Source organism: Rhodopseudomonas faecalis (assembly GCF_003217325.1).
Classification (GTDB): Bacteria; Pseudomonadota; Alphaproteobacteria; order Rhizobiales; family Xanthobacteraceae; genus Rhodopseudomonas; species Rhodopseudomonas faecalis.
Genome location: NZ_QJTI01000008.1, coordinates 1 through 25748, shown reverse-complemented (window position 1 = coordinate 25748; position 25748 = coordinate 1). Strand labels below are relative to the sequence as shown.

21 protein-coding genes are annotated in these 25748 nt (G+C 64.6%); 10 read left to right on the top strand and 11 right to left on the bottom strand.

Annotated elements, in window-relative coordinates; all coding sequences use genetic code 11:
• The first annotated feature begins 37 nt into the window (after positions 1-37).
• Both nhaD and BJ122_RS08265 read left to right on the top strand, forming a co-directional pair.
• Positions 38-1321, top strand: a complete 1284-nt coding sequence (nhaD, locus tag BJ122_RS08270; protein ID WP_110780618.1) for a sodium:proton antiporter NhaD — start codon at positions 38-40, stop codon at positions 1319-1321.
• Positions 1322-1884: 563 nt separating this feature from the next.
• Entirely contained in the window at positions 1885-2319 is a 435-nt protein-coding gene (locus tag BJ122_RS08265; RefSeq protein ID WP_110780617.1) for a hypothetical protein, read from the top strand.
• Here BJ122_RS08265 and BJ122_RS08260 read toward each other — a convergent pair.
• Positions 2294-2617: a YkgJ family cysteine cluster protein gene (locus tag BJ122_RS08260; protein ID WP_110780713.1), complete on the bottom strand. Its 324-nt coding sequence runs from the start codon at positions 2615-2617 to the stop codon at positions 2294-2296. The genes BJ122_RS08265 and BJ122_RS08260 overlap by 26 nt on opposite strands.
• Positions 2618-2854: 237 nt before the next feature.
• Between BJ122_RS08260 and BJ122_RS08255 the strand changes: the two genes are divergently transcribed.
• Both BJ122_RS08255 and BJ122_RS08250 read left to right on the top strand, forming a co-directional pair.
• Positions 2855-4726, top strand: coding sequence for a feruloyl-CoA synthase (locus BJ122_RS08255; protein ID WP_110780616.1), 1872 nt, complete (start codon positions 2855-2857; stop codon positions 4724-4726).
• A 258-nt stretch (positions 4727-4984) separates the two neighbouring features.
• A complete protein-coding gene (locus tag BJ122_RS08250) occupies positions 4985-5722 on the top strand; it encodes a ParA family protein (RefSeq protein WP_110780712.1) in 738 nt (245 codons plus the stop codon).
• A gap of 54 nt (positions 5723-5776) precedes the next feature.
• Here the strand turns inward: BJ122_RS08250 and BJ122_RS08245 are convergent, their stop codons facing one another.
• Positions 5777-7510: a cation:proton antiporter gene (locus BJ122_RS08245; RefSeq protein WP_110780615.1), complete on the bottom strand. Its 1734-nt coding sequence runs from the start codon at positions 7508-7510 to the stop codon at positions 5777-5779.
• Between the two features lie 46 nt (positions 7511-7556).
• Between BJ122_RS08245 and BJ122_RS08240 the strand changes: the two genes are divergently transcribed.
• Positions 7557-8096 carry a DUF3124 domain-containing protein gene (locus BJ122_RS08240; protein ID WP_110780614.1) on the top strand — a complete coding sequence of 180 codons (540 nt, stop codon included), beginning with the start codon at positions 7557-7559 and terminating at the stop codon, positions 8094-8096.
• A 77-nt stretch (positions 8097-8173) separates the two neighbouring features.
• On the opposite strand, the gene BJ122_RS08235 is transcribed toward BJ122_RS08240, so the two are convergent.
• The 9 genes from BJ122_RS08235 to BJ122_RS08195 all read right to left on the bottom strand — a co-directional run bounded on the left by BJ122_RS08235 (position 8174) and on the right by BJ122_RS08195 (position 17329).
• Positions 8174-8590, bottom strand: coding sequence for a hypothetical protein (locus tag BJ122_RS08235; protein ID WP_146227169.1), 417 nt, complete (start codon positions 8588-8590; stop codon positions 8174-8176).
• A 57-nt stretch (positions 8591-8647) separates the two neighbouring features.
• Complete coding sequence (locus BJ122_RS08230) at positions 8648-9952, bottom strand: glycerate kinase type-2 family protein (RefSeq protein WP_110780612.1); 1305 nt, start codon at positions 9950-9952, stop codon at positions 8648-8650.
• A gap of 117 nt (positions 9953-10069) precedes the next feature.
• Positions 10070-11296, bottom strand: coding sequence for an ABC transporter substrate-binding protein (locus BJ122_RS08225; RefSeq protein ID WP_110780711.1), 1227 nt, complete (start codon positions 11294-11296; stop codon positions 10070-10072).
• 278 nt (positions 11297-11574) lie between these two features.
• Entirely contained in the window at positions 11575-12807 is a 1233-nt protein-coding gene (locus BJ122_RS08220) for an ABC transporter substrate-binding protein (protein WP_110780611.1), read from the bottom strand.
• Positions 12808-12994: 187 nt separating this feature from the next.
• The gene (locus BJ122_RS08215; RefSeq protein WP_110780610.1) at positions 12995-14008 is read right to left on the bottom strand and encodes a branched-chain amino acid ABC transporter permease; all 1014 of its coding nucleotides are present in this window, start codon (positions 14006-14008) and stop codon (positions 12995-12997) included.
• A 3-nt stretch (positions 14009-14011) separates the two neighbouring features.
• Entirely contained in the window at positions 14012-14890 is an 879-nt protein-coding gene (locus BJ122_RS08210) for a branched-chain amino acid ABC transporter permease (protein WP_110780609.1), read from the bottom strand.
• 10 nt (positions 14891-14900) lie between these two features.
• Positions 14901-15611 carry an ABC transporter ATP-binding protein gene (locus BJ122_RS08205; protein WP_027276626.1) on the bottom strand — a complete coding sequence of 237 codons (711 nt, stop codon included), beginning with the start codon at positions 15609-15611 and terminating at the stop codon, positions 14901-14903.
• Positions 15608-16405, bottom strand: a complete 798-nt coding sequence (locus BJ122_RS08200; RefSeq protein WP_110780608.1) for an ABC transporter ATP-binding protein — start codon at positions 16403-16405, stop codon at positions 15608-15610. Before BJ122_RS08200 ends, BJ122_RS08205 begins: the two co-directional genes overlap by 4 nt.
• A 54-nt stretch (positions 16406-16459) precedes the next feature.
• A complete protein-coding gene (locus tag BJ122_RS08195; protein ID WP_103011038.1) occupies positions 16460-17329 on the bottom strand; it encodes an IclR family transcriptional regulator in 870 nt (289 codons plus the stop codon).
• A 124-nt stretch (positions 17330-17453) separates the two neighbouring features.
• Here BJ122_RS08195 and BJ122_RS08190 point away from each other — a divergent pair, with 124 nt between their 5' ends.
• The 5 genes from BJ122_RS08190 (at position 17454) to glpK (ending at position 25214) form a co-directional block, all read left to right on the top strand.
• Positions 17454-19541, top strand: a complete 2088-nt coding sequence (locus BJ122_RS08190) for a 3-hydroxyacyl-CoA dehydrogenase NAD-binding domain-containing protein (protein ID WP_110780607.1) — start codon at positions 17454-17456, stop codon at positions 19539-19541.
• 165 nt (positions 19542-19706) lie between these two features.
• Positions 19707-20894: an acetyl-CoA C-acyltransferase gene (locus tag BJ122_RS08185; protein WP_110780606.1), complete on the top strand. Its 1188-nt coding sequence runs from the start codon at positions 19707-19709 to the stop codon at positions 20892-20894.
• 107 nt (positions 20895-21001) lie between these two features.
• The gene (gene pimC / locus BJ122_RS08180) at positions 21002-22192 is read left to right on the top strand and encodes a pimeloyl-CoA dehydrogenase large subunit (protein WP_110780605.1); all 1191 of its coding nucleotides are present in this window, start codon (positions 21002-21004) and stop codon (positions 22190-22192) included.
• A gap of 210 nt (positions 22193-22402) precedes the next feature.
• Positions 22403-23545 carry a pimeloyl-CoA dehydrogenase small subunit gene (gene pimD / locus BJ122_RS08175; RefSeq protein WP_110780604.1) on the top strand — a complete coding sequence of 381 codons (1143 nt, stop codon included), beginning with the start codon at positions 22403-22405 and terminating at the stop codon, positions 23543-23545.
• 169 nt (positions 23546-23714) lie between these two features.
• Positions 23715-25214, top strand: a complete 1500-nt coding sequence (glpK, locus tag BJ122_RS08170; RefSeq protein ID WP_110780603.1) for a glycerol kinase GlpK — start codon at positions 23715-23717, stop codon at positions 25212-25214.
• The last annotated feature ends 534 nt before the right edge of the window (positions 25215-25748 follow it).

The window sequence follows — 25748 nt, the reverse complement described above, 5'->3', positions numbered from 1 at the left end:
GCCACGACGCGGGTGACGAGCTGATCGGGGCCTCCTCATGCAGATTGCGACCATCGCTATTTTTGTTGCTGCCTACCTCGCGATTGCGCTCGAGCATCCGTTGGGCATCAACAAGAGTGCGAGCGCATTATTTGGGGCGGGGCTGCTGTGGACTGTGTACGCGCTGTCCGGCCACGACCACAGTGCGGTGATCCACGAGCTCGACCAGTCGGTCGCGGCTGCGGCGCAGATCATCTTTTTTCTGATGGGCGCGATGATCATCGTCGAGGTGATCGACGCGCATGACGGTTTTGAGATCATCACCTCGCAGATCCGCACCAACAGGTTGACCGTGCTGTTATGGCAGGTCGGGCTGGTGACGTTCTTTCTGAGCGCGGTGCTCGACAATCTCACCACCACCATCGTGATGCTGTCGCTGGTGCGCAAGCTGCTCAGTGAACGCAAGGATCGGCTGATATTCGCCGCCAACATCGTGATCGCGGCCAATGCCGGCGGCGCCTGGTCGCCGATCGGCGACGTCACCACCACCATGCTGTGGATCGGCGGTCAGATCACCTCGCTGGCGATTCTGCAGGGGCTGTTTCTGGCGTCCTTCGTTAATCTGCTGGTGCCACTCGCGCTGATGACCCGGCAGTTGCGCGGCCAGACCTTCCGGGTCAGCGTCGATGCCGAGCCGGTGACCTCGTCGCCGGCGGCCGCGTTCGAGCGCAAGCTGGTGTTCTCGCTCGGCATCGGCATTCTCACGCTGGTGCCGGCGTTCAAGGCCGTCACCGGCCTGCCGCCGTTCATGGGCATTCTGTTCGGGCTCGGTCTGTTGTGGGTGACCAGCGAGATCGTGCACCGCCACAAGGACCAGGACGCCAAACAGCGGCTGACGCTGGTCAATGCGCTGACCCGGATCGATCTCAGCGCGGTGATGTTCTTCCTCGGCATTCTGCTCGCGGTCGCCACGCTGGAGCATGCCGGGCTGCTGGCGGCGCTCGCCAAGTGGCTCGATCAGGTGGTCGGCCGCCAGGACATCATCGTGCTGCTGCTCGGCCTGCTTAGCGCGGTGGTCGACAACGTGCCGCTGGTGGCGGCGTCGATGGGCATGTACAGCCTCGCGCTCTATCCGCCCGATAGTTTTTTGTGGCACTTCATCGCGTATTGTGCCGGCACCGGCGGCTCGATTCTAATCATCGGCTCGGCCGCCGGCGTGGCCGCGATGGGCATCGAGCGCATCGATTTCTTCTGGTACGTGCGCCGCATCAGCCTGTTGGCGCTGGTCGGCTACGGCGCCGGCGCAGCGGTGTATATCGCCCAGTTCAAGCTGCTGTATTAGCGCGGGCTGCAAGCACTCTCCTGATGGTCTGCGGCGTTTTCTGGCGCCGGCCGAATGCAATGCGCTCCAAAAACCGCAGCCGTGAGCAGGTGATTCAGCTCAGGCCGACGCTTGCCATCACGAGCGCGGTGGTTTGGCGCGAAGCGGGCCATTGGCGATGATAGTTGGTGGTAATAGCATCGGGTCGTATCAAAGACCGTCATACCCGCGCTTGTCGCGGGTATCCACGTCTTAAAAGCAGAGCAAGTTCAGAGACGTGGATGGCCGGGACGAGCCCGGCCAAGACGTGCGGAGTGGTTGGTATCAATTGCCTTGAGCATAAGCGACGGTTCGCTGAGCGAACTTTGGGTGCTACTACTAGCCCCAAAATTAACGTCTCGGGCAGCTTTGTCCTGCTAACGATTCGCTGTCGCATGACGAGGCGATCGAAACCCCGTCTGCTCACCCCAGCCGCACCTGTGCGGCATCATTGCCACGCTGCGCAGCGCGGCAAGGGGCGGGCAGGGCGTGGTTAAGGTCTCGTTAACGAATTGTTCGGCATCCTATCGATCAGGGAGAGAGCCATGTGGTCCAGCCGCGAAGCGTTCGAGAACGATTTCTGCCCGGTCCGCGAAGAACTGCTCGGTGAACTCTACCGCGCAAGCGAGAGCGGACTGCCGCAACTCGTCGAAAGCGTCTCGTCCGACGTGCGGGCGATGTTGGCGCTGTTCTGTTACCGACGAAGCCACCTGCATTCACTGGCACTGGCGATCGCCGCCAGCTGCAACGAGCGCGATCTGATCCAGCTCGGCGGCCGTGCCGGTAGCACGCTGTACGCGCTGGCCCGCAACAGCGCTTCGCCGCGCGGCGTGCCGGTCTATGCCAATCACCGCAAACCGATCACGCTGTCGACCAAGCCGCTCAGCGTGCTGCCGCCGCTCGATCTCGATCTTGACCTTGAGGACGAGCCCCCGGTGTGCGCCAGCGTGGTGGTTAGTCAGGCAGCGCCGGCAGCTTGAAGCGGCGCCGCGCCATCGCGCATTCGGGATCGCCCGGCAGGCAGCTGCGGCACACGTCCGGCCGTAGCTGATAGATTGCGCAGGCCGTAAGCTGGCCGACAGTGCCGGTCAACGCCGAACAGCGTTCGCCGTCGCAGTGCATCCCTGATTGCCGCTCGTTGACATAACGCGCCGGGATCGCCTCGAGCGCCTCGTCATCCTCGGTGCTGAAGCGCGGCCAATTGCTGGAATAGCTGCAGCAGGCGCCGCAGCTTTGGCACAAAGCGGAATCGTCAAGGTGGGGCGTGGCAAGGGTCATCGCGGCCTTGTAGCGCCAAGAGACCGGCGGTGAAACGGCGTTGATCCGCTTTGCCAAAATACCCGGCAGGGTTGCCGCATTGACAGTGTACCCGGTCCCGGTAGTCTCAGCTCAGTGCTTGGGACTGTGGGACGGGCCCATGATCGACACCAACTCCGTGGCCGCCAGGGCCGCTGCGCGGTGCGCCGATATCTGCGATGCCGATAGCATCGCCGCGGCGTTTGCGACGGATCAGCGATGATACGGCCGCTTGCCGCGAGTGCGGCCGCGCCGGCGCCGCTGCGCGAGCTGTCCTTTGCCCGCTTGCAGGTCGAAACCGAGCGGCGCCGCGACGGCACGCTCTATGTGCGGCCGACCGCGGCGCTGGCGGACTACCCGACAAGGATCACCGATTGCCTGCTGCATTGGGCCGCGCATGCGCCCGATCGGGTGTTTTTGGCGGAGCGGGGCCGCGATGGTGGCTGGCGCACCCTCAGCTACGCGCACATGCTGCACGCCGCGCGGCGCATCGCTTCGGCGCTGCTGACCCGGCCGCTGTCGGCGGAGCGGCCGGTGATGATGCTGTCCGGCAATTCGCTTGATCATGCTCAGCTCGCGTTCGGCGCGCTCTATGCCGGTATTCCGCATGTTCCGGTGTCGCCGCAATATTCATTGCTATCGACCGACTTCGCCAAGCTCGGCGAAGTGATCTCGCTGCTGACCCCGGGCCTGGTGTTTGTCGAGGACGCCAGCTTGTTCGCCGCGGCGCTGCAGGCGCGCGTGCCGCCGGATGTCGAAATCGTCGCCTCGCGCGGTGCGCTTGCCGGCCGCAAGCTCACGCCCTTCGATGAGCTGCTGGCGGCATCGCCGCGAGCTGATCTTGAGGCGCACCATGCCGCGATCACGCCCGATCACATCGCGCGCTTTCTGCTGACCTCGGGCTCGACCGGCAATCCGAAAGCAGTGATCAATACCCAGCGCATGCTGTGCGCCAATCAGATGATGCTGCGGCAGGCGATGACTTTTCTCGGCGAGCAGCCGCCGGTGATCGTCGATTGGCTGCCATGGAGCCACACTTTTGGCAGCAATCACAATATCGGGCTGACGCTGTTCAATGGCGGCTCGATGTATCTCGACCATGGCAAACCGACGCCGGCCGGGATCGGCGACACCATCGCCAATCTGCGCGAGATCGCGCCGACCTTGTACTTCAATGTGCCGAAGGGCTTTGAAGCGCTGCTGCCGGCGCTGCGCCAGGACGCCGGCCTGCGCCGCACTTTCTTCAGCCGGCTACAGGCGATGTTCTTTGCGGGCGCGAGCCTGGCCGCCCATGTCTGGGAAGGGCTCGATCAGGTCGCGGTCGAGCAGACCGGCGCGCGCGTGCCGATGCTGACCGGGTTTGGCTCAACCGAAACCGCGCCGTTCTTCATGGCGGTGACGCCGCAGAGCAGCCGCTCCGGCCATGTCGGGCTGCCGGCCGCCGGCAATGAGGCCAAGCTGGTGCCGTGCCATGGCAAGCTGGAAGTGCGGGTGCGTGGCCCCAATGTCACGCCCGGCTATTGGCGGCAGCCGGAGCTGACCGCGCGCGCGTTTGACGAGGAGGGCTACTACCAGCTCGGCGATGCGCTCAAGCCCGCCGATCCGGACGATCTGTCGGCCGGCTTTGATTTCGACGGCCGGCTGTCGGAAGATTTTAAGCTGGCGTCGGGCACCTGGGTTAGCGTCGGTCCGCTGCGGGCGCGGTTGATCGCCGCCTGCGCGCCGCTGGTGCGCGATGTGGTGATCGCAGGCCTTGATCGTGACGAGGTCGCGGCCTTGGCGCTGCTCGATCTCGACGGTTGCCGGCGCATCAATCCGCTGCTGCCGGCCGACGATCTCGCCGCCTGCGCCGCCGATCTGCAGGTGCGGGCCGCATTCCGGCAGCGCTTTGTCAGCTTCGCATACGAAGCGACCGGCTCGTCGAACCGCGTTACCCGCGCGCTGCTGCTGGCGACGCCGCTGTCGATCGACAAAGGCGAACTCACCGACAAAGGATCGGTGAACCAGCGCGCCGTGCGCGATCATCGCGGCGATCTGATCGCGCAGCTCTATGCCGACCCGCCGCCGGCGGACGTGATCGCTGTGCGCTGATCGGCGAGGGCACCCGCTGCCGCCAAGATGAGAGTGTAGTGGGCTTTGCAGCGCAGCACGGCGCTATCTGCCGAGTAATCACCCTGAGTAGCAATGTACCAATCCTGCGCGCATGATGATTGGGGGCTGTGAGTCGGGCGGGAGGGCCGTGCGGGGCATCGCGAGTCCCTCCCGCTCAGGATGTGAACCCAGAACAGGTCGGGAATGGCGTGGCGTTGCGGACACGTAGTGACCGAATACCATCGAGGGGATCACATGATGCACACTATCGTTCTCACCACACGGAAGGGCGGCAGCGGCAAGAGCACGCTGGCGGTCGGGCTGGCGCTGGCGGCCATGCAGGCCGGCCATGCGGTGCGGCTAATCGAAACCGATCCGCAGGGCACGCTCTCGCGCTGGCTGCGGCGCCGTCCCAAAACCCATCCCATGGTCGATGCCATTCACGACATGGCTTCCTTCGAGCAGCGCTTGCTGCTGCTGGAGCGCGCTGGCGTCACCGTGACCTTGGTCGATACCGCGGGCGGTGATAACGCCATGACCGCCGCGGTGTTGCAGCGCGCCGATCTGTGCCTGATCCCGACGCGGCCATGCATTGCCGATGTCGAGGCCAGCGCGGCAACGCTCGGTGAAATCCGCTCGCGCGCGCGGCCATTTGCCTTTGTGCTGAACCAGGCGCCGCATCGCGGCCAGCGCATCGCGCATGCCGCCGACACGCTCGGCGAGCAGGCGGCGGTGGCCGCCGACGGGCTGATCGCGCGGCCGTTCATCGTGCTGCGCAACGATCATCAGGATGCGATGGCGGCCGGCCTTGCGGTCAGCGAATTTGCGCCGGCCGGCAAATCGGCCGACGAAATCCGCGGCCTGTGGCGCTGGATCGAGCAGCGGCTCGGCTGCGGCCGCGACACGCCGGAGTTCGCGCTGGACGATGACGCCGCCGTGCCGGCGGCTTCCGCGCATCTGGCGGCGCGGCCCGAAGCGCCGTGCGGCCCGCTTTAACGGGGCGCGGCACCGGCGCATTCATTACGGCAATACTGGCTACGGCAATACTGGCTACGGCAGCACTTCGCGGCGCTCGGCGAGCAGCGTGTCGAGTTCGGCACGCTTGTCGGCGAGCAGGCTGTTGTCGGCGGCCTCGATCACCTTGAACAGCTCGTCGGCATCGGTGAGCCGCGGCACGGTGACGTAACTGGCGCCAGCCTCATAAAGCTCAGTGACGTCGGCGATCACATCGGCGGTGGCGACCACGGTGGCGTTCGGATTGAGCGAACGGACATGGCGCACCAGCTTGGCGTTGGTGGCGCCCTTGAGCAGCGCGTCGGGCACGCTCAGGATGATGATCTCGGCCTTGCCGGCGCCGGCATGCAGCAGCGTGTCGACATTGCTGATGTCGCCATAGATCACGTGCACGCCGCAATTGGCCAGCTTCTTGAACACTTCCGGATTGAAGTCGATCACGGTGATCTGTTCGAGCAGCGAGTTGTTGCGCCGTTCGATTTCGGCCAGCAGCGCGCTGGCCGCGCGGTAGAAGCCGAGGATCAGGATGCGGCGCGAAGTGCCATGCGCGGCGCTGTCGGCGTCTGGTCCGGCGCCGCCTGCTTGCTGATCGAGATCACGCAGCCCGAGCCGCTTCAGCACCGGGATGGCGCGGCGGGTGATGGCGTCGCTGCGCACCATCGCGAAAGTGGACAGCACCGCCAGCAGCACGAACGCGAACGACAGCGCGCTCGCGGTTTCGCCGCGAATGTGACCGGCGACGATGCCGGTCTGGATCACCACCAGCGAGAACTCGCTGATCTGCGCGAGGTTGATCGCCGGCAGCAGGCTGGCGCGCAGCCCCTGGCGCATCAGATAGAGCGGCACGAAGGTGGTCACCAGCCGGCTCGCCACCGTGAACACCGCGATCAGCAGCGCCAGCCCGATCACCGACCAGGTCGGAATTGGGATGGTCATGCCGAGGCCGACGAAGAACAGCGTAATGAAGAAGTCGCGCAGCGTCGTCACCTTGGCGGTGACGTCGAGCGCGTAAGGGAAGGTCGACAGCGCCACGCCCGCGACCAGCGAGCCCATTTCGCGCGACAGATGCAGCCGTTCGGCGATCTCGCCGATCAGGAAACACCAGGCCAGTGCGCCGAGCAGCACCAGTTCCGGCATGCGCGCGATGCGGTGAAACAGCCAGGGCAGCAGATAGCGGCTGAGCAGCATCGCGGTCGCGACCAGCACGCCGACCCTTGCGATCGACAGCAGCACCACGCTGGGCTGCAGATTGTCGAGGCTGGGCTGCACCGCCAGGAACAGAATGGCGAACACGTCCTGCAGCACCAAAATGCCGAGCGTGATGCGGCCGGGCAGGGTGTCGAGCTCGCGCTTTTCGTACAAGACCTTGACGATGATCACCGTCGAGGACAGCGCGCAGGCCACGCACAGATAGACTGCATCAAAGCCGCCACCGCCAAGCGGCAAGCCGAGCAGCGAGAACAGGCCGAGCCCGAGCACGCAGCAGCCGATCAACTGCCCGGCGGCACCGAACAGGATCACCGGGCCGGCGCGCACGATCTTCTTCAGGTCGATTTCCAGCCCGATCATGAACAGCATGAAGATCAGGCCAAGCTCGGAAATGACCTGGATCGACTCCTGGGCGTGCACCCATTTGAAGCCGAATGGACCGATCACAAAGCCAGCGATAAGGTAGGCGAGGATCAGCGGTTGTCGCAGCGAATGCGAGAGCAGTCCGAGCATCCAGGCAAACAGGATGCAGAGCGTAATGTCGCGGATGAGTTCGTGCATGGGGCGGGCGGTGAGCTTGCGGGGTGATTACAGTAAGGGGGCGGCGATGTCGGCGAAAGCGATAATTCTGTCCGTCGGCGTTGTGCTGGGCGCGGCTCTGGCACTGCCGGCACACGCGCAGGCCACCAAGGCGGTTCCGATCGAGGAGGCATTCCGCAATTCGCTGGCGCCGCTGCCGGCTGAACCGCTCGCGGTGTCCGGCTCCTATTACGTGCCGGCCTATTCCAGCGTGTCGATGAGCGAAGGGCGGCTGCACGCCGATTTCTCGGTGACGTTGAGTGTGCACAACGCCTCCGAGACCCAGCTCTTGGTGGTGCGGCGCATCGCCTATTTCGACACAGCGGGCGCGCTGGTCGAAAACTATCTGAAGGCGCCGGTGGCGCTGAAACCGTTCTCGACCGTGGAAGTGTTCGTGCCGGCCTCCGATTCCCGCGGCGGCACCGGCGCCAATTTTGTGGTCGATTGGGCCGCGACCGGCGAGATCGCGGAGCCAGTGGTCGAAGCACTGATGATGGGCTCGCTCGCCAACCGGCATTTTGCCTTCATCAGCCAGGGCCGGCCGATCCGGGTGATCGGCGGCAAGTAAGGCTGCAGGACCCCCACCCCGGCCTCCGCTACGCTCGGCCGACCCTCCCCGCGAGGGGGAGGGATCACGAGAGGGCGTTAAGGCATGCGGCCGCCTTCGTAGCGGAACTGCCAGCCGGCGGTTTTGACGGTCGCCTCAAAGGCGTCGCGGATCTCGCCAAAATCGATCGTGCCGCCGCCGCCTGGCGACAGGTCGCGGCGCTGGCCGCTCAGCTTGCGGCCACGGATGCTGCTGGTTTCCATCGACAGGGTCGGCGGCGGCAGGCCCCAGCTCCGTTCGATGATGGCGTCGCGATAATGGGCGATCCGGTCGTCGGTCAGCGCACACGACATCCGATAGTTGACGGTGCGGCCGCCGAGCCACCATTTGCTGGTGATGGTCTCGATCGTGCCGCTGACGCCATGCGCGCCGTCTTGGCCACGGCTGAGCCCAAGCGTGTCGCATTGCTGCTGTAGCCGCGCCAGCAGCGCGGCTTTGTCGAGAGCGCCGGTCATCATCATTCCTCGAGGCATCGTTGAAGCAGGCCTGCGGGCGGCGGCCATTGACCTTGATCAGCCGCGCTGATCGGCGGCGATCGGATCGACCAGGATCACGCGGATGTCGTTGACATTGGTGCGGGTCGGCCCGGTGACCAGCAGATCGCCGGTCCTGGCAAAGAAGCCGGTGGCGTCGTTGTTGGCCAAATAGGCGGCGGGGTCGAGCTGCTGCGCGCGCATCGCCGCAAAAGTCTGCTGATCAAGCAGCGCGCCGGCCGGATCGTCGGCATTGCCGCCGCCGCCATCGGCGCCGTCGGTATCGGCCGCCAGCACCGCGATGCCCGGCAGATCGGCAAGCAGGCCGGCCAGCGCCAGCGCATATTCCTGGTTCGGGCCGCCTCGGCCCTGGCCGCGCACCGTGACGGTGAGTTCGCCGCCCGACAGGATCGCGAGCTTGCGCCCGGCCTGGACGGCGTCCCGTGCCAGCGCGGCATGATTGGCGGCGACCTCGCGGGCCTCGCCCTCAAGATCGGCGCCAAGATCGCTGATTGCATAGCCGGCTTCGCGAGCTACCGCGATCGCGGCATCGAGCGCATCGCGCGGCCGCGCCAGCAGCCGATAATGGGCGCGGGCAAAGGCGGCATCGCCTTGCTTGCAGCTTTCATTGCTGGGGTCGGCGAGCGCGCGCGCCACCGCATCATCGACCGGCAATTGATAGCGCGCCACGATGGCGCGGGCATCGGCGAGTGTGGTCGGGTCGGGCACGGTCGGTCCGGAAGCGATCACCGCGGGGTCGTCATGCGGCACGTCGGAGATTGCCAGCGTGACAATGGTGGCCGCGGCACCGGCGCGCGCCAGCCGGCCGCCCTTGATGCGCGACAGATGCTTGCGCACGCAATTAATGGCGTCGATCGGCGCGCCGCTGCGCAGCAGCGCCCTTGTCACCGCCTGCTTCTGCGCCAGGCTGACGCCTGGGGCCGGCGCGATCCAATTGGCGGAGCCGCCGCCCGATAGCAGCACCAGCAAGAGATCATCGGCGCCGGCGCTTGCTGCCAGCGCCAGGCTGCGCTCGGCGGCATCCAGGCTCGCTTGATCCGGCACCGGATGGCCGGCTTCCAGCACCTCGATGCGGCGGGTCGGCACGCCATAGCCATGGCGGGTGGTGGCGAGCCCGGACAGCCGCGCAGGCGCGAGGCCGAGCGTGTCGAGATAATGCCGCTCAGCGGCGGCGGCCAGGGCGGCGGCGCCTTTGCCGGCGGCAAGACAGATGATGCGGCCGGCGGGCGGCGGCGGCAGCTGCGCGGCCAGCACGCGGTCCGGATGGGCGGCGGCGACCGCGGCATCGAAGATCGCGCGCAGCAGGGAACGGGGATCGGTCATCGCTCCAGCTTGTGACAGCCCGCGCCGCAATCGACAAGCTGGGGCCGGTCGCCGAAAAAAAACACCTCCGCAGCAAGCGCTGCGGAGGTGGTGAGCGTCAGCCTTGATCAGGGCTGGTTAGCCATCGACATCGGCGCTGATGATGTCGCCGAACAGCTCCCACTTCTCGCCCTTGAAGCGCATCAGCTGCAATTGGCTGATCGGCGCGAAATCGGTGGGCGAAGTGTTGATTGAGATGCCGGGCAGCAGCACTTCGGTGCGGAAGCTTTTCAGATTGGCGGCCTGCTTCATCACGTTGTCGCGGGTCAGGTCGTCGCCGCACTGCTTGAGCACCTGGACCAGCGTTTGCGCCACGCCGTAACCGACCACGGTGCTGCCGTCGAGCTTGTTGCCTTCCGGAAAATCGCGCTCCATGAAGGCCAGAAATTCCCTCATGCCAGCATCGTCGTGCCATTGCGGATCGGTGACGTCCTTCACATAGGCCGCCGAGATGATGTTCTGCGCGTTCTCATAACCGGCCGGCTTGATCACGCTGCCGACCGACGCCGAGACGTTGTTCAGGAACTGGGTCGGCGTCCAGCCGATTTCTGCGGCCTTCTTGATGGCCTGCGCGGCGAATTTCGGCGTGGTGATATTGACGAACACGTCAGCGCCGCTGGCCTTCAGCTTGACGATATGGTTGTCGATGGTCGGCTCGGAGGTCTCGTAGCTCTCTTCCATCACAATCATCGATGACGCCTTGGCGCCGAGCCCGTCCTTCAGGCCCTTGAGATAGTCCTTGCCGTAATCATCGTTCTGGAACAGCACGCCGATCTTGGCGTTCGGCTTCTCCTTCAGCAGATATTTGGCGTAGATCTGGGTCTCGCTCTGGTAGTTCGGCTGCCAGCCCATGGTCCAAGGAAAGTTCTTGGGGTCGTTCCATTTGGTCGCGCCGGTGGCCACGAATAGTTGCGGCACCTTCTTGGCATTCATGTATTTGTGGATCGCCGAATTCGACGGCGTGCCCAGCGAATTGAAGATCAGCAGCACTTCGTCGCTTTCCACCAGCTTGCGCGCCTGCTCGACCGCCTTGGGCGGCGAATAAGCGTCGTCATAGCTGATGAAGTTGATCTTGCGGCCGTTGATGCCGCCGGCATCGTTGATCTTCTTGAAATAAGCCGCTTCGGTGCGGCCGATCACGCCATAGGCGGAAGCCGGGCCCGAATAAGGCATGATGTTGCCGATCTTGATTTCGGTGTCGGAAACGCCGGGACCGTATTTCTTCTGGGCGAGGGCGGTGGTGCTGGTGGCAGCGCAGAGCAGGAGGGCAGCCGAGATGCTGGCCACCTTGCGGACCATGGACATTTCCATTCTCCCTATTGTTTGCCGTGTCGAGTTGTTACTCTTGGAAGCATTCACTATGGGGCGCGTTGCTTCTGCGCGCATTGAATACTGATCGCCGCTGATCTTCAAGGCGCAGCGGAGCGGGCAGGCGTCTGCTGCCGATCGCTCGATCGAATGTGATGAGTGGGTGGCGACCAGTCAGTAAGCCTGACCTGATCAGCTGTTCGTTGCGCACTCATGCGCTGCGCCGTGTTGCAACGCACGCGCTTGCTGCGCTGCGGCGAGCGGCATGATCCGAACTACTTGTCGAGTTCGCCGCCGATCACATCGCCGAACAGCTGCCAGCGGTCACCGCTAAAACGCATCATGCGCAGCCGTTCGATCGGGTGAAAATCGCTGGGGCTGGTATCGACCGTGATGCCGGGCAGCAGCGTGTCGGGTGCATAGCCTTGCAGCGCCGCCGCCTGCTTCATGATGTTGGCGCGGGTCAGATTGTCGCCAGCGCGGCGCAGCACTTCAACCAGACACTGCGCGGCGCCATAGCCATAGACCACCGAATTGTCAGTGCGGTTGACGTCCGGCGCGTAGGCATCAAGGAACGCGTGGAATCGCTGCATGCCGAGATCGTCGCGCCATTGCGAATCGGCGGCGTCCTTGTTGTAGGCGGCCGACACCAGGCCCTGCGCATTGTCAAAACCGGCGACGCTGATCACCGCGCCGATCGAGGCCGACACCAGCGTCTGCACATAGAGCGGGCGCCATTCGATCCGGGCCGCGGTGCGGATCGCCTGCGCCGCGAATTTCGGCGTGGTGATGCTGATGAACACGTCGGCGCCCGACGCCTTGAGCCGCAGCACATGGCTGTCGATGGTCGGCTCGCCGATCTCATAGCTGTCCTCGGCGACGATCATCGCCGCCTTGGCGCCGAGTCCGTCGCGCAGGCCCTTGAGCAGGTCCTTGCCGAGATCGTCGTTCTGATAGAGCACGGCGATCTTGGCGTCGGGCTTGGTGGCCAGAATGTATTTGGCATAGACCCGGCCTTCGGTCTGATAGGGCGGTTGCCAGCCCATGGTCCAGGGGAAGTGCGCGGGATCGCCAAAGCGGGTGGCGCCGGTGGCGGCGAATAGCTGCGGCACCTTCTTGGCGTCGAGATATTTTTGAATCGCGGCGTTGGACGGCGTGCCCATCGCGCTGAACACCAGCAGCACCTCGTCGCGCTCCACCAGCCGGCGGGTCTGCTCGACCGCCTTGGCCGGGCTATAGGCGTCGTCATAGGAGATGAATTCGATGCGGCGGCCATTGATGCCGCCCTGGTCGTTGACCATGCGGAAATAGGCCTGCTCGATCCGGCCGACGATCGCATAGGCCGACGCCGGGCCGCTATAAGGCATCAGATTGCCGATCTTGATGGTCGTGTCGCTGGCGCCGGGATCATAGGCTTTCTGCGCCGCGCTCGGCGTGACGCAGCTAAAGGCAATGGCGGCAGCCAGCAGCGCGGCGAAGGACAGGCGGAGGGGAACGCGGGACAACATCGGCGATCTCATTAAATCAAGGCGCCGCGGGGCGGCTCATGCTCTGCATACGCCGATTGCACAGCCCGCGGCATGATCCAATCGCTGGGCGGCAGTGCGCGCCTGGAGGAGCACCGCCGGCGACCCTGCGGGCACGAAAAAGCCCCCTGCGATGGCAGGCAGGGGGCGGCTCGCGAGGCTGCTTTGGCTATTTTCTTATTTTGCGGACGATATCCTGAATCTTATAGGCTACTTGGCGCGAGCCATGCGGCACCAAAAAGATAACCACGATCAGGATCGCGCCGAATACCGCACCCGACAACCCCTTGGAGACCTCTTCGGCGATGTTCGGCACGAAGACGATGAAGGCCGAGCCGACCAGCGAGCCCGGCAGCCAGCCGACCCCGCCGACCACCATGCCGAGAAACAGCGCGATCGCGAGCTGGATGGTGTAGCCATCCGGCGCCACGAACTGCACCGCGATCGCGCCGAGGCCACCGGCGACGCCAGTGGTGCCGGCCGAGATGCCGAACGCCAGCGTCTTGTACAGCGAGACGTTGACGCCCATCGCCGAGGCGGCGATCTCATTGTCGCGGATCGCCATCATCGCCCGTCCGGTGCGTGATTTCAGCAAATTGACCGCGAACACATAGATCACGATCGAAATCACCAGCGTGAAGTAATACAGCCAGACGTCCTGCGAGATCGGCAATCCGAATGGCGCATCGGGCTTGGTGACCACCAGGCCCTGCACGCCGCCGGTCCAGTGTTCGAATACGCCGAGCTTCAGGATTTGCGGCATGGCGGTGGCGAGCGCGAAAGTCGCGAGCGCCAGATAGATGCCGGATAGCCGCAGCGCCGGCAGCCCGAACAAGAAGCCAAATGCAAAGCACAGCGCACCGGCAACCGGCAGCGTCAGCACGTAATTGACGCCGAAATGCTCCATCAGGATGGCTGATGTGTAGGCGCCGAGCGCGTAAAACGCGCTTTGGCCGAGCGAGAACTGTCCCGAACCGCCGGTGAGGATGTTGAGCGCCAGAATCGCGATGGCGTAGATCAGCCAGATCGTCATCTGGAAGATCACGAAGTTTTTGGCAAAAAGCGGCACCGCGAACAGCAGGATCACCACCATGGTGGAGGTGAGGTAGCCGAGCGCGATGTTGCCCTTGGGGACGGCGGCGACGGCCGGGGGGCGGGTGACGCTGTCCTGCAATGCGCTCATGGCTCAGACTCGCTTCACGACAGAGCGGCCAAACAGGCCATTGGGTTTCACCACCAGCACCGTGATGATCAGCGCCAGCGCGATCGGCAGTTTCAGCTCGTTGCCGACGCCGGGAATGTAGGTGCCGGCCAGGTTTTCGAAGATGCCGACCAGAAAGCCGCCGATCACCGCGCCGAACGGGCTGGTCAGCCCGCCAAGCACGGCCGCGGCGAAGCCGTAGATCAGCACGCCGCCCATCATGTTCGGCTCCAGAAACACCACCGGCGCGATCATCATGCCGGCGATCGCGCCGATCGCGCTCGCCATGCCCCAGCCGAGCGCCACCATCCAGGAGGTGTTGATGCCGACCAGCCGTGCCGATTCCGGCTGCGCCGCTGCGGCGCGCATCGCAAGTCCGATGCGCGTGAACTGGAAGAAGAAATACAGCGCCAGCAGCAGCACCAGCGTCACCGCGATCATCCCGGCCTGATGGGTCGAGATCAATTGGCTGCCGAGGAATGGCGCCGAGCCGAACGGCGAGGGAAATTGCTTGATGGTGAAGTCCCAGGTCAGGCCGGCGACCGAGTTGAGGATCGCAAACAGCGCGATGAAGCCGGCGACATGGGTCAAGATCGGGGCGTTGGCGAGCGGCTTGAACAGCAGCCGCTCGATCATCACGCCGCCGGCAAACGAGATCACCAAGGTCAGCGCGAACGCACCCCAGAACGGCACGCCCCACTGGATCATCTGCCAGGCGAGGAAAGTCGAGAACATCGCCATTTCGCCCTGGGCGAAGTTCAGCTGGTCGATCGCCTGATAGATCATGACGACCGCCAGCGCCATGCAGGCATAGATGGCGCCGGTGGCGATGCCGGCCAAAACCTGGTTGGTAAACAGCTCCATGGCCGGTTCCTCAATAGCCCAGATAGGACTTGCGGATGTCTTCGTTGCTGGCGATGTCCGTCGCGGTGCCGGACATCACGATGCGGCCGGTCTCGATCACATAGGCATGGTCGGCGAGTTCGAGCGCGAGCTGCGCGTTCTGCTCAACCACCAGGATCGACACCTTGTCCTCCCGGTTGATCTTGCCGAGAATGCGAAACAGATCGCGCACCACCAGCGGCGCCAGCCCGAATGACGGCTCATCGAGCAGCATCAAGCGCGGCCGCAGCATCAGCGCGCGCGCCACCGCCAGCATCTGCTGTTCGCCGCCGGACAGCGTGCCGGCCTGCTGGGTGTGGCGCTGCTTCAGCACCGGGAAATGCGCATACATCCGCTCGATGTCGGATGCGATCTCTTTGTCCTTGCGGGTGATGGCACCGAGCTGCAGATTCTCTTCCACCGTCATCGAGGTGAAGGTGCCGCGGCCCTGCGGCACATGGGCGATGCCGAGTTTGACGATCGCCTCGGTGGAGCGGCCGAGCAGCGGCGTGCCTGCGAACTGGATCGAGCCGGTGGAACGGACCATGGCGCAGATCGCGCGCAGCGTCGTCGTCTTGCCGGCGCCATTGGCGCCGAGCAGCGTCGTCATGCTGCCTTCCTTCATCTCGAATTGCAGGCCGTGCAGCGCCTGCACCTGGCCGTAATAGGCGCGCAGATCCGTTACGGTCAGCAGTGCGCTCATGCGTCCTTGCTCCCCAGATAGGCTTTGATGACGTCGGGGTCGGACTGCACCTGCGCCGGCGTGCCTTCTGCGAGTTTGCGGCCGAAATTGAGCGCGACCACGTGGTCGGCAATCGACATCACCAGCCCCATGTGATGCTCGACCAGCAGCACGGTGATGCCGCGGTCGTCGCGGATTTTGCGGATCAGGTCGCCAAGTCCATAGACCTCCTCATGGTTGAGGCCGCCGGCCGGCTCATCGAGCAGCAGAATTTTGGGTTCGGCCGCGAGCGCCCGCGCCAGCTCGACGCGCTTTTGCGTGCCAAATGGCAGGCCGGCGACCGGGACATGCGCCACCTCGCGCAGATCGAGATAGCCGAGGATGTCATCGACGCGCTTGGTGGTGGCGGCCTCGGCGCGGCCGACCCAGGGCGGCCGGATCGAGTCGGTGATGAAATTGGAGCGGGTGCGCGAATGCGTGCCGACCCGGGCATTGTCGAGCACGCTGAGATTGGGAAACAGCGCGACATTCTGGAAGGTGCGGCCGATGCCGATCTCGGCGATGCGATGCGCCGGGCGCGCCAGGATGCTGTCGCCCTCCATCAGAATGTCGCCTTTGCTCGGCTGATAGAGCCGCGACAGGCAATTGAACAGCGTGGTCTTGCCGGCGCCGTTCGGCCCGATCAAACCGAGGATCTGCCCACGGTGCATGTCGAACGACACGCCGTTGAGCGCGACGATTCCTCCGAACACGACGCTGACGTCGCGCACGGCAAGCAGCGGGGCCTTCGCCCGCGCCACATCTGTTTGCTGCATTAGCGGCTCCGCATCACATCAGCGCTGCGCGAGCTCGATCTCCTTCGATAACGATCAGATCTCCTCCACCTCGCGGGCAAGTTTTCCTCCTGTTTTCGATTTTTTGTTAGTTATCGTTCTTGTATCGAGCGGCACAGCAGTCGCGCCGAGCGCGGCTTCGATGTTTCTTACCATCGCCAACAGACGCGGTCCAATGTCGTTGATCAGCAACTCTTCGCTGAACCGAAACGCCGGCGCGCCGCAGTTGAACGCATAAGGGCCGGTGCCGTCGTTCAGCCGCAGCGCCACGCCCGCGGCGTGGACGTCGTGCTGCCATTCGCCGACCGAGATCGCAAAGCCGTGCTTGGCGACCATCTCGCCGGCGCGCTCGATGCCATCCTTCAGCTTGGACCAGCGGCTGCCATAATGCTCGCGCAGCTCCCGCAGCAACGCCGCGCGTTCGTCATCGGGCAGTGCCCAGATGTAAGCGCGCCCCATCGCGGTGGTGGCGATCGGTACGCGCGAGCCGACATCGAGCTGTACGCCAACGGTCATGCTGGACCGGCTCTGCCCGAAATAGATCATGGAGAAACGATCGCGGCCGCCGATCGCGACCGCGCCGCCGGTCTGCCGCATCAGTTCGTCGCGGAATGGTTCCGACAGATGACGGACGCCGAGATTGGCGAGCGCGGCGTAGCCGATCGCCATCGCCGCCGGGGCCAGCTGGTATTTTTCAAAGCGCGGCACCTGCGTCAGGTAGCCGAGTTTACACAGCGTATAAGTGAGCCGGGAAATGGTCGGCTTCGGCAAGCCGGTGCGCGCGGCAATCTCCTGATTGCCGAGCAGGCCGTCATTGGGACGGAACGCGCGCAACACATCGAGGCCGCGAGCCAGTGCGACCACAAAGCTGCGATCAGTCGCAACTTTCTTAGCTGGGCGTTTCATTCCCGTGCCATATTGGATTTCGTTGACAAGGAACGCTGTTCAAAATAACCCTCGCTGTCAAGATGCGGAATTAAATTCCGCACAGCGGAACTAATAAAAACAGCGCAAGTCATGGAGGCCTCGGGTGAGCGAGATTGTGAAGGCGGAGCATCGGGATGGCATCGCCACCATCACGGTCGACAATCCTCCGGTCAACGCGCTGAGCGCGGCAGTTCGTCGCGGCATCCTTGAACGGGTCAATGCGGCGGTCGCGGACTCCAAGGTGCAGGCGATCGTACTTACTTGTGCCGGCCGCACCTTTATCGCCGGCGCTGACATCACCGAATTTGGCAAGCCGCCGCAGCCGCCCAGCCTGCATGAAGTGATCGATGCCCTCGACGCCTCGCCCAAACCGATCGTCGCCGCGATCCACGGCACCGCGCTCGGCGGCGGCCTGGAAACCGCGCTCGGCTGTCACTTCCGCGTTGCGGTCAAGAGCGCCAAGCTCGGCCTGCCGGAAGTGAAGCTCGGGCTGTTGCCCGGGGCGGGCGGTACGCAGCGCCTGCCGCGTGCGGTTGGCCCTGAGCTCGCGGTACAAATGATCCTTGGTGGTAATCCGATCAGTGCCGCAGAAGCGCTCAGCCATGGTCTGATCGACGAAGTGGTCGACGACACCGTTGCTGGCGGCGAAGCGTTTGCGCGCAAAGTGCTGGCCGAGCAGCGGTCGCTGCGCCGGCTGCGCGATGACGACAGCAAGCTCGCCGCGGCGCGCGCCGATCGGTCGATCTTCACCAATGCCGTTGCCGCGATGACCAAGAAGGCGCGGGGCTTTGAGGCGCCGTTTGCCTGCGCCGATGCGATCGGCGCCGCGATCGATCTGCCGTTCGATGAGGGCATGAAGCGCGAGCGCGACGGTTTTCTCAAACTGGTGGTTGGCGATCAATCCAAGGCGCAGCGCTATGCGTTCTTTGCCGAGCGTGAAGCCGCCAAGGTCGCGGGCGTGCCGGAAGGCACCAAGCCGCGTCCGGTCACCAAGGTCGCGGTGATCGGCGCCGGCACCATGGGCGGCGGCATCGCGATGTCGTTTGCCAATGCCGGCATTCCGGTGACGCTGATCGAAACCGGCGAGCAGACGCTGCAGCGTGGTCTTGGCATCATGCAGAAGAACTATGAGGCCAGCGCGGCGCGTGGCGGTCTGCCGCCCGATGCGCCGGCCAAGCGCATGGCGCTGATCACCGGCGTGGTCGGGCTCGAAAACGTCAAGGATGCCGATCTGATCATCGAGGCGGTGTTCGAAACCATGGCGGTGAAGAAAGAGGTGTTTTCCGCGCTCGATGCCTACGCCAAGCCTGGAGCGGTGCTGGCGTCGAACACCTCCTATCTCAACATTGATGCGATCGCGTCGGTCACCAAGCGTCCGCAGGACGTGCTGGGCATGCACTTCTTCTCGCCGGCCAATGTCATGAAGCTGTGCGAGATCGTGCGCGGCGTGCAGACCGCGCCGGATGCGCTGCTGACCGCGGTGACGGTCGCCAAGGCCATCGCCAAGGTGCCGGTGGTGGTCGGGGTGTGCGATGGCTTTGTCGGCAATCGCATGCTGGCCGCGCGCAGCAATCAGGCCGAGAAGCTATTGTTTGAAGGCGCGTTGCCGCAGCAGGTCGATGCGGTGGTCACCAAATTTGGCATGCCGATGGGACCGTTCGCGATGGGCGATCTCGCCGGCCTCGATATCGGCTGGCGCTCGCGCCAAGACCGCGGCATCAAGTCGGAGATCGCCGACGCGCTCTGTGAAGCCGGCCGGTTCGGCCAGAAGACCGGCAAGGGCTACTACGCTTATGAGGCCGGCTCGCGCGCGCCGCTACCTGATCCTGAGGTCGAAACCTTGATCAACGATACGCTGGCTAAGCTCGGCCTCAAGCGCCGCGAGATCAGCGATCAGGAAATCCTCGAGCGCATGATCTATCCGATGATCAATGAGGGCGCGCGCATCTTGGAAGAGAAGATCGCGGCGCGGCCAAGCGATATCGATGTGGTGTGGATCTATGGCTATGGCTGGCCGGTCTATCGTGGCGGCCCGATGTTCTATGCCGACCTCGTCGGCCTCAAGCCGATTGCGGAGCGGCTGTCGCACTACGCCAAACAGACCAATGATCCGTCGCTGGAACCGGCCCCCTTGCTGAAGCGGCTCGCCGATGAAGGCAGAACCTTTGCCTCGCTGGCGAAGGGCGGCTGATGGTGCGGCGATCGCTTGCCTGCCTCCGAGCGGGGCGGGTGATTGCTGCCGCTGTGCTCACAACGCCGTGGTTCGCGCGGGCCTCGCGCGGCCAACGATCCAAGATACAGACCAAGCTACCGACCACGCTACAGAACCAACAATCCGCCCAACAGGAGCCCGCTTATGACCGATGCCGTTATCGTCTCCACCGCACGCACCCCGATTGGCAAAGCCTATCGCGGTGCGCTCAATGCCACCGAGGGGGCGACGCTGCTCGGCCATGCCATTGAACATGCGGTGGCGCGCGCCAAGCTCGATCCGCGCGAGATCGAGGATGTGGTGATGGGCTGCGCGCTGCAGCAGGGCGCGACCGGCGGCAATATCGCGCGCAAAGCGCTACTGCGCGCCGGGCTGCCGGTGACCACCGCCGGCACCACCATTGACCGGCAATGCGCGTCCGGTCTGCAGGCGATCGCGCTCGCGGCGCGTTCCGTGCTGTTCGACGGCGTCGAGGTCGCGGTTGGCGGCGGCGGCGAGTCGATCAGCCTGGTGCAGAACGACAAGATGAACATGTTCCACGCGGTCGATCCGGCGCTCGAGGCGATCAAGGGCGACGTCTATATGGCGATGATCGACACCGCCGAGGTGGTGGCCAAGCGCTACAACATCTCGCGCGATGCGCAGGACGCTTATGCGCTGGAAAGCCAGCGCCGCACCGCCGCGGCGCAGCAGGCCGGCCGCTTCAACGACGAGCTGGCGCCGATCACCACCAAGATGGCGGTGGTTGATAAGGCGACCGGCGCGGTGTCGTTCAAGGAAGTAACGCTAAGCCAGGACGAAGGTCCGCGGCCCGATACCAGCGCCGAAGGGCTGGCCGCTCTGAAGGCGGTGCGCGGCGAGGGCTATTTCATCACCGCCGGCAACGCCAGCCAGTTGTCGGACGGCGCTTCGGCGACCGTGGTGATGAGCGACAAGGAAGCGGCCAAGCGCGGCCTGACCCCGCTCGGCATTTTCCGCGGCTTCGTCTCGGCCGGCTGCGAGCCGGACGAGATGGGCATCGGCCCGGTGTTCGCGGTGCCGCGGCTCTTGAAGCGTCATGGCCTGACCGTCGATGACATCGACCTGTGGGAGCTGAACGAAGCCTTCGCGGTGCAGGTGCTGTATTGCCGCGACAAGCTCGGCATCGATCCGGACAAGATCAACGTCGATGGCGGCGCGATCGCGGTCGGCCATCCTTACGGCATGTCGGGCGCGCGGCTCACCGGCCATGCGCTGATCGAGGGCCGCCGCCGCAAGGCGAAATACGCGGTGGTAACGATGTGCGTCGGCGGTGGCATGGGCTCGGCCGGGCTGTTCGAAATCGTACACTAAGCGGGCGCGGCTAAGGCGTTCCCCCCCACCATGCGGGGAGCGCCAGCGCGCTGCACTGCAGCGTGCCGTGCGCTACAATTTGATTCGAGAGATCTAGGGAGGATCCGATGGATCTGAGTTTCAGCAAGGAAGAACTGGCATTCCGCGACGAGGTCCGCGCCTTTTTCAAGGAAGCCGTGCCGGCCGCGATGCGGCAGAAGATGATCGAGGGGCGTCATCCCACCAAGGAAGAAATGGTGGAATGGTATCGCATCCTCAACAAGAAGGGCTGGGGCGTGCCGCATTGGCCGGTGCAATATGGTGGCACCGGCTGGACCTCGGTGCAGGACTACATCTTCAACGAAGAATTGCAGCTCGCGCCGGCGCCGCAGCCGCTGGCTTTCGGCGTGTCGATGGTCGGCCCGGTGATCTACACCTTCGGCAATGAAGCGCAGAAGCAGCGCTTTCTGCCGCGTATCGCCAATGTCGATGATTGGTGGTGCCAGGGCTTTTCCGAGCCGGGCGCCGGCTCCGATCTCGCCTCGCTGAAGACCAAGGCGGAACGGCGCGGCGACAAATACATCGTCAACGGCCAGAAGACCTGGACCACGCTGGCGCAATATGCCGACTGGATCTTCTGTCTGGTGCGCACCGATCCCACCGCCAAGAAGCAGTCCGGCATTTCGTTCCTGCTGATCGACATGAAGTCGAAGGGCATTTCGGTGCGGCCGATCATCACCATCGAAGGCGGCCACGAGGTCAACGAAGTGTTCTTCGATGACGTCGAGGTGCCGGTCGAGAATCTGGTCGGCGAGGAGAACAAGGGCTGGGACTACGCCAAATTCCTGCTCGGCAATGAGCGCACCGGCATCGCCCGGGTCGGCATGTCCAAGGAGCGTATCAAGCGCATCAAGCAGATGGCGGGGCAGGTGCAGGCCGATGGCCGCCCGGTGCTCGACAATCCGCGGTTCCGCGACAAGCTGACCGCGGTCGAGATCGAACTCAAGGCGCTGGAAATGACGCAGCTGCGCGTCGTCGCCGATGAAGGCAAGCACGGCAAGGGCAAGCCCAATCCGGCGTCTTCGGTGCTGAAGATCAAGGGTTCGGAAATCCAGCAGGCCACCACCGAGCTGCTGATGGATGTGATCGGGCCCTATGCGGCGCCCTATGACATCCATGGCGAGGACGGCTCCAACGAGGCGATGGATTGGACCGCGCAAGTGGCGCCGAGCTACTTCAACAATCGCAAGGTATCGATCTACGGCGGCTCCAACGAGATTCAGCGCAACATCATCTGCAAGGCGGTGCTGGGGCTGTAACGCGCAGGCGCGACGCGCGCACCTTCACCTCTCCCCGCGTGCGGGGAGAGGTCGGCCCGGCAAGCGCAGCGACGCCGGGACGGGTGAGGGGGCGTATCGCCACACGCGGACTCATCAACCCCTCACCCCGACCCTCTCCCCGCAAGCGGGGAGAGGGAGACGAGACATCGATCTGCGAGTGCAGAGCTCAGGTTTTCAAGGAAGCATCACATGGATTTTGATCTCTCCGAGGAGCAGCGGCTTCTCAAGGACAGCGTCGAAGGGCTGCTGAAGAGCGCCTATGATTTCGAGAGCCGCAAGAAATATGGCGCCGAGCCGGATGGTTTTAGCCGCGCGATCTGGGGCAAGTTTGCCGAGCAGGGCCTGCTTGGTCTGCCGTTCGCGGAAGCCGATGGCGGCTTTGGCGCCGGGTCGGTGGAAACCATGATCGTCATGGAAGCGCTAGGCCGCGCGCTGGTGCTCGAGCCCTATCTGCCGACCGTGATTTTGGCCGGTGGTTTTTTGCGCCGCGCCGGCTCGGCCGAGCAGAAGGCAAATTATCTGCCGGGGCTGATTGACGGCTCAAAGCTGTTTGCGTTCGCCCAGCTTGAAAAGAGCTCGCGCTATGATCTTGGCGACGTCACCACCACCGCCAAGCCGCAGGGCGATGGCTGGGTGATCGACGGCGACAAGACCGTGGTGCTGAATGGTGATAGCGCCGACGTGCTGATCGTCACCGCGCGGACCAAGGGCGGCCAGCGCGACCGCGACGGCATTGGCGTGTTCCTGGTGCCGGCCAATGCCAAGGGCGTCAGCCGCAAGGGCTATCCGACCCAGGACGGGCTGCGCGCCGCCGATATTTCCTTCAACGGCGTCGTGGTTGGTGCCGATGCCGCGATCGGCGATCCGGCGCAGGGCCTGCCGCTGATCGAGCGGGTGGTGGACGATGCGCGCGCCGCGCTGTGCGCCGAAGCGGTCGGCGCCATGGAAGAGTCGCTCAAGACCACCGTGGAATATCTCAAGACCCGCACTCAGTTCGGCGTGCCGATCGCTTCGTTCCAGGTGCTGCAGCATCGCGCCGCCGACATGTTCGTGGCGCTCGAGCAGGCGCGGTCGATGGCGATGTTCGCCATCATGGCTTCCGATTTCGAGGACGCCAAGCAACGCGCCAACGCCATCGCCGCCGCCAAGGTGCAGGTCGGTCGCTCGCTGAAATTCATCGGCGAACAGTCGATCCAGCTGCATGGCGGCATCGGCGTCACCATGGAAGCCAAGATCGGCCACTATTTTAAGCGGCTGACCATGATCGACCGCACCTTTGGCGATGCCGATTATCATCTGGCACGCGTCGGCGAAGCCGGCGGCGTGATCTGACGCGGTGATCTGAAACGCGGCGTCGCCGAGCGCATCATTGAAGCGACTCGGCGACGCAGCTCTCTGCGCCTTGTGGGCAGGATGGCCGGCCTTGCGCGGCTAACTTGACCCCGGCTGCGCAATCGGATGGTGTTGCGGCAACGCAAAGCAGCAACCGTCCGGAGACGCCATGTCTTTCGTGCTGGCTATCGATCAGGGCACCACGTCGTCACGTGCCATCCTGTTTCGCGATGACATTTCCATCGCCGCGCTGGCGCAGCAGGAATTTCCGCAGCATTTCCCGGCCTCGGGCTGGGTCGAGCATGAGCCCGAAGACATCTGGCAATCGACGCTGGCGACCTGCCGCGCGGCGATGGCTCAGGCAGGACTGCGGGCCGGCGAGATCGCGGCGATCGGCATCACCAATCAGCGCGAGACCACCGTGGTCTGGGACCGCGTCACCGGGCGCGCGATCCACCGCGCCATTGTCTGGCAGGACCGCCGCACCGCCGACGCCTGCGCCGCGCTGAAAGCCGGCGGCCATGAGCCGATGGTGACGCACAAGACCGGGCTGATCATCGATCCGTATTTTTCCGGCACCAAGATCGCTTGGCTGCTCGATCAGGTGCCAGGGGCGCGGCAACGCGCCGAGCGCGGCGAACTATTGTTCGGCACCGTCGATTGCTATCTGCTGTGGCGGCTGACCGGCGGCCAGGTGCACGCCACCGACGCCACCAATGCCTCGCGCACGCTGCTGTTCAATATCCATAGCGGGCAATGGGACGACGAATTGCTGGCGCTGCTGCGGGTGCCGCGCTCGATGCTGCCGGAGGTCAAGGATTCCGCCGCCGATTTCGGCAGCACCGTGCCCGATCTGTTCGGCGGCGCGATCGCGATCCGCGGCATTGCCGGCGATCAGCAGGCCGCCACCATCGGCCAGGCGTGCTTTGCGCCGGGTATGATGAAATCGACCTATGGCACCGGCTGCTTTGCGCTGCTCAACACCGGGGCGACGCCGGTGGCGTCGCGCAACAAGCTGCTCACCACCATCGCCTATCAGCTCGATGGCCACCGCACCTATGCGCTGGAAGGCTCGATCTTCGTCGCCGGCAGCGCGGTGCAATGGCTGCGCGACGGCCTTGGTATCATCCAGCATGCCAGCGAGACCGGGCCGCTCGCCGACCGCGCTGATCCGATGCAGAGCGTCTATCTGGTGCCGGCCTTTGTCGGCCTGGGCGCGCCCTATTGGAATCCGCGGGTGCGCGGCGCGCTGTTCGGGCTGACCCGCAACACCACGCCGGCCGAGCTGGCGCATGCCGCGCTCGAAAGCGTCTGTTACCAGACCTATGATCTGTGGGCGGCGATGCGCGCTGACTGGCCCGACGCCGATGCCGCGTCGATCGTGCTGCGCGTCGATGGCGGCATGACCGCGTCGGATTGGACCATGCAGCGGCTCGCTGATCTGCTCAATGCGCCGGTCGATCGGCCGGTGATCCAGGAGACCACCGCGCTCGGCGCGGCCTATCTCGCCGGCTACGCCGCCGGGTTATTTCCCGAGCCGCACAAATTCGCCGACAATTGGCGGCTGCAACACCGTTTTCGCCCGGCAATGAGTGCCGCCAGCCGCGAGCGCAAGCTACAGGGCTGGGCCGCCGCCGTGCGCGGGCTCTTGGCCAGCGACGAGGGCTAGGCGCTTTCGCGGACGTAGGGGTGAGGGCGGGTCAGGGCGAACCATCACCCCGTCATTGCAAAGCGGGCGAACCATTACTCCGTCATTGCGAGCGCAGCGAAGCAATCCACGTCATGGGCCGTGCCGTTCAACTGGATTGCTTCGTCGCTGCGCTCCTCGCAATGACGTGGCTGGCTTGGATGTCGCAACAAAACATTACCCCGTCATTGCGAGCGTAGCGAAGCAATCCATGTTAGCGGCCGTGCTTTTGGCTGGATTGCTTCGTCGCTGTGCTCCTCGCAATGACGCGGTGAGGGCAGAGGGTGGGTTCTCATTCGTCATTGCGAGCGCAGCGAAGCAATCCACGTCATGGGCCGAGCCGTTCAACTGGATTGCTTCGTCGCTGCGCTCCTCGCAATGACGCGGTGAGGGCAGAGGGTGGGTTCTCATTCGTCATTGCTGTGCGAGTTCACTAATTCGTTGATCGAATGGTTTTGTTGGTGGCGAAGTCCTTGGGGGTTTTGCCGCCGAGGGCCTGGTGAGGTCTGAAGTTGT

Coding starts and splice junctions, on each gene's coding strand:
- nhaD (WP_110780618.1), top strand. CDS start 38: ATGCAGATTGCGACCATCGCTATTTTTGTTGCTGCCTACCTCGCGATT.
- BJ122_RS08265 (WP_110780617.1), top strand. CDS start 1,885: ATGTGGTCCAGCCGCGAAGCGTTCGAGAACGATTTCTGCCCGGTCCGC.
- BJ122_RS08260 (WP_110780713.1), bottom strand. CDS start 2,617: ATGACCCTTGCCACGCCCCACCTTGACGATTCCGCTTTGTGCCAAAGC.
- BJ122_RS08255 (WP_110780616.1), top strand. CDS start 2,855: ATGATACGGCCGCTTGCCGCGAGTGCGGCCGCGCCGGCGCCGCTGCGC.
- BJ122_RS08250 (WP_110780712.1), top strand. CDS start 4,985: ATGCACACTATCGTTCTCACCACACGGAAGGGCGGCAGCGGCAAGAGC.
- BJ122_RS08245 (WP_110780615.1), bottom strand. CDS start 7,510: ATGCACGAACTCATCCGCGACATTACGCTCTGCATCCTGTTTGCCTGG.
- BJ122_RS08240 (WP_110780614.1), top strand. CDS start 7,557: ATGTCGGCGAAAGCGATAATTCTGTCCGTCGGCGTTGTGCTGGGCGCG.
- BJ122_RS08235 (WP_146227169.1), bottom strand. CDS start 8,590: ATGACCGGCGCTCTCGACAAAGCCGCGCTGCTGGCGCGGCTACAGCAG.
- BJ122_RS08230 (WP_110780612.1), bottom strand. CDS start 9,952: ATGACCGATCCCCGTTCCCTGCTGCGCGCGATCTTCGATGCCGCGGTC.
- BJ122_RS08225 (WP_110780711.1), bottom strand. CDS start 11,296: ATGTCCATGGTCCGCAAGGTGGCCAGCATCTCGGCTGCCCTCCTGCTC.
- BJ122_RS08220 (WP_110780611.1), bottom strand. CDS start 12,807: ATGTTGTCCCGCGTTCCCCTCCGCCTGTCCTTCGCCGCGCTGCTGGCT.
- BJ122_RS08215 (WP_110780610.1), bottom strand. CDS start 14,008: ATGAGCGCATTGCAGGACAGCGTCACCCGCCCCCCGGCCGTCGCCGCC.
- BJ122_RS08210 (WP_110780609.1), bottom strand. CDS start 14,890: ATGGAGCTGTTTACCAACCAGGTTTTGGCCGGCATCGCCACCGGCGCC.
- BJ122_RS08205 (WP_027276626.1), bottom strand. CDS start 15,611: ATGAGCGCACTGCTGACCGTAACGGATCTGCGCGCCTATTACGGCCAG.
- BJ122_RS08200 (WP_110780608.1), bottom strand. CDS start 16,405: ATGCAGCAAACAGATGTGGCGCGGGCGAAGGCCCCGCTGCTTGCCGTG.
- BJ122_RS08195 (WP_103011038.1), bottom strand. CDS start 17,329: ATGAAACGCCCAGCTAAGAAAGTTGCGACTGATCGCAGCTTTGTGGTC.
- BJ122_RS08185 (WP_110780606.1), top strand. CDS start 19,707: ATGACCGATGCCGTTATCGTCTCCACCGCACGCACCCCGATTGGCAAA.
- pimC (WP_110780605.1), top strand. CDS start 21,002: ATGGATCTGAGTTTCAGCAAGGAAGAACTGGCATTCCGCGACGAGGTC.
- pimD (WP_110780604.1), top strand. CDS start 22,403: ATGGATTTTGATCTCTCCGAGGAGCAGCGGCTTCTCAAGGACAGCGTC.
- glpK (WP_110780603.1), top strand. CDS start 23,715: ATGTCTTTCGTGCTGGCTATCGATCAGGGCACCACGTCGTCACGTGCC.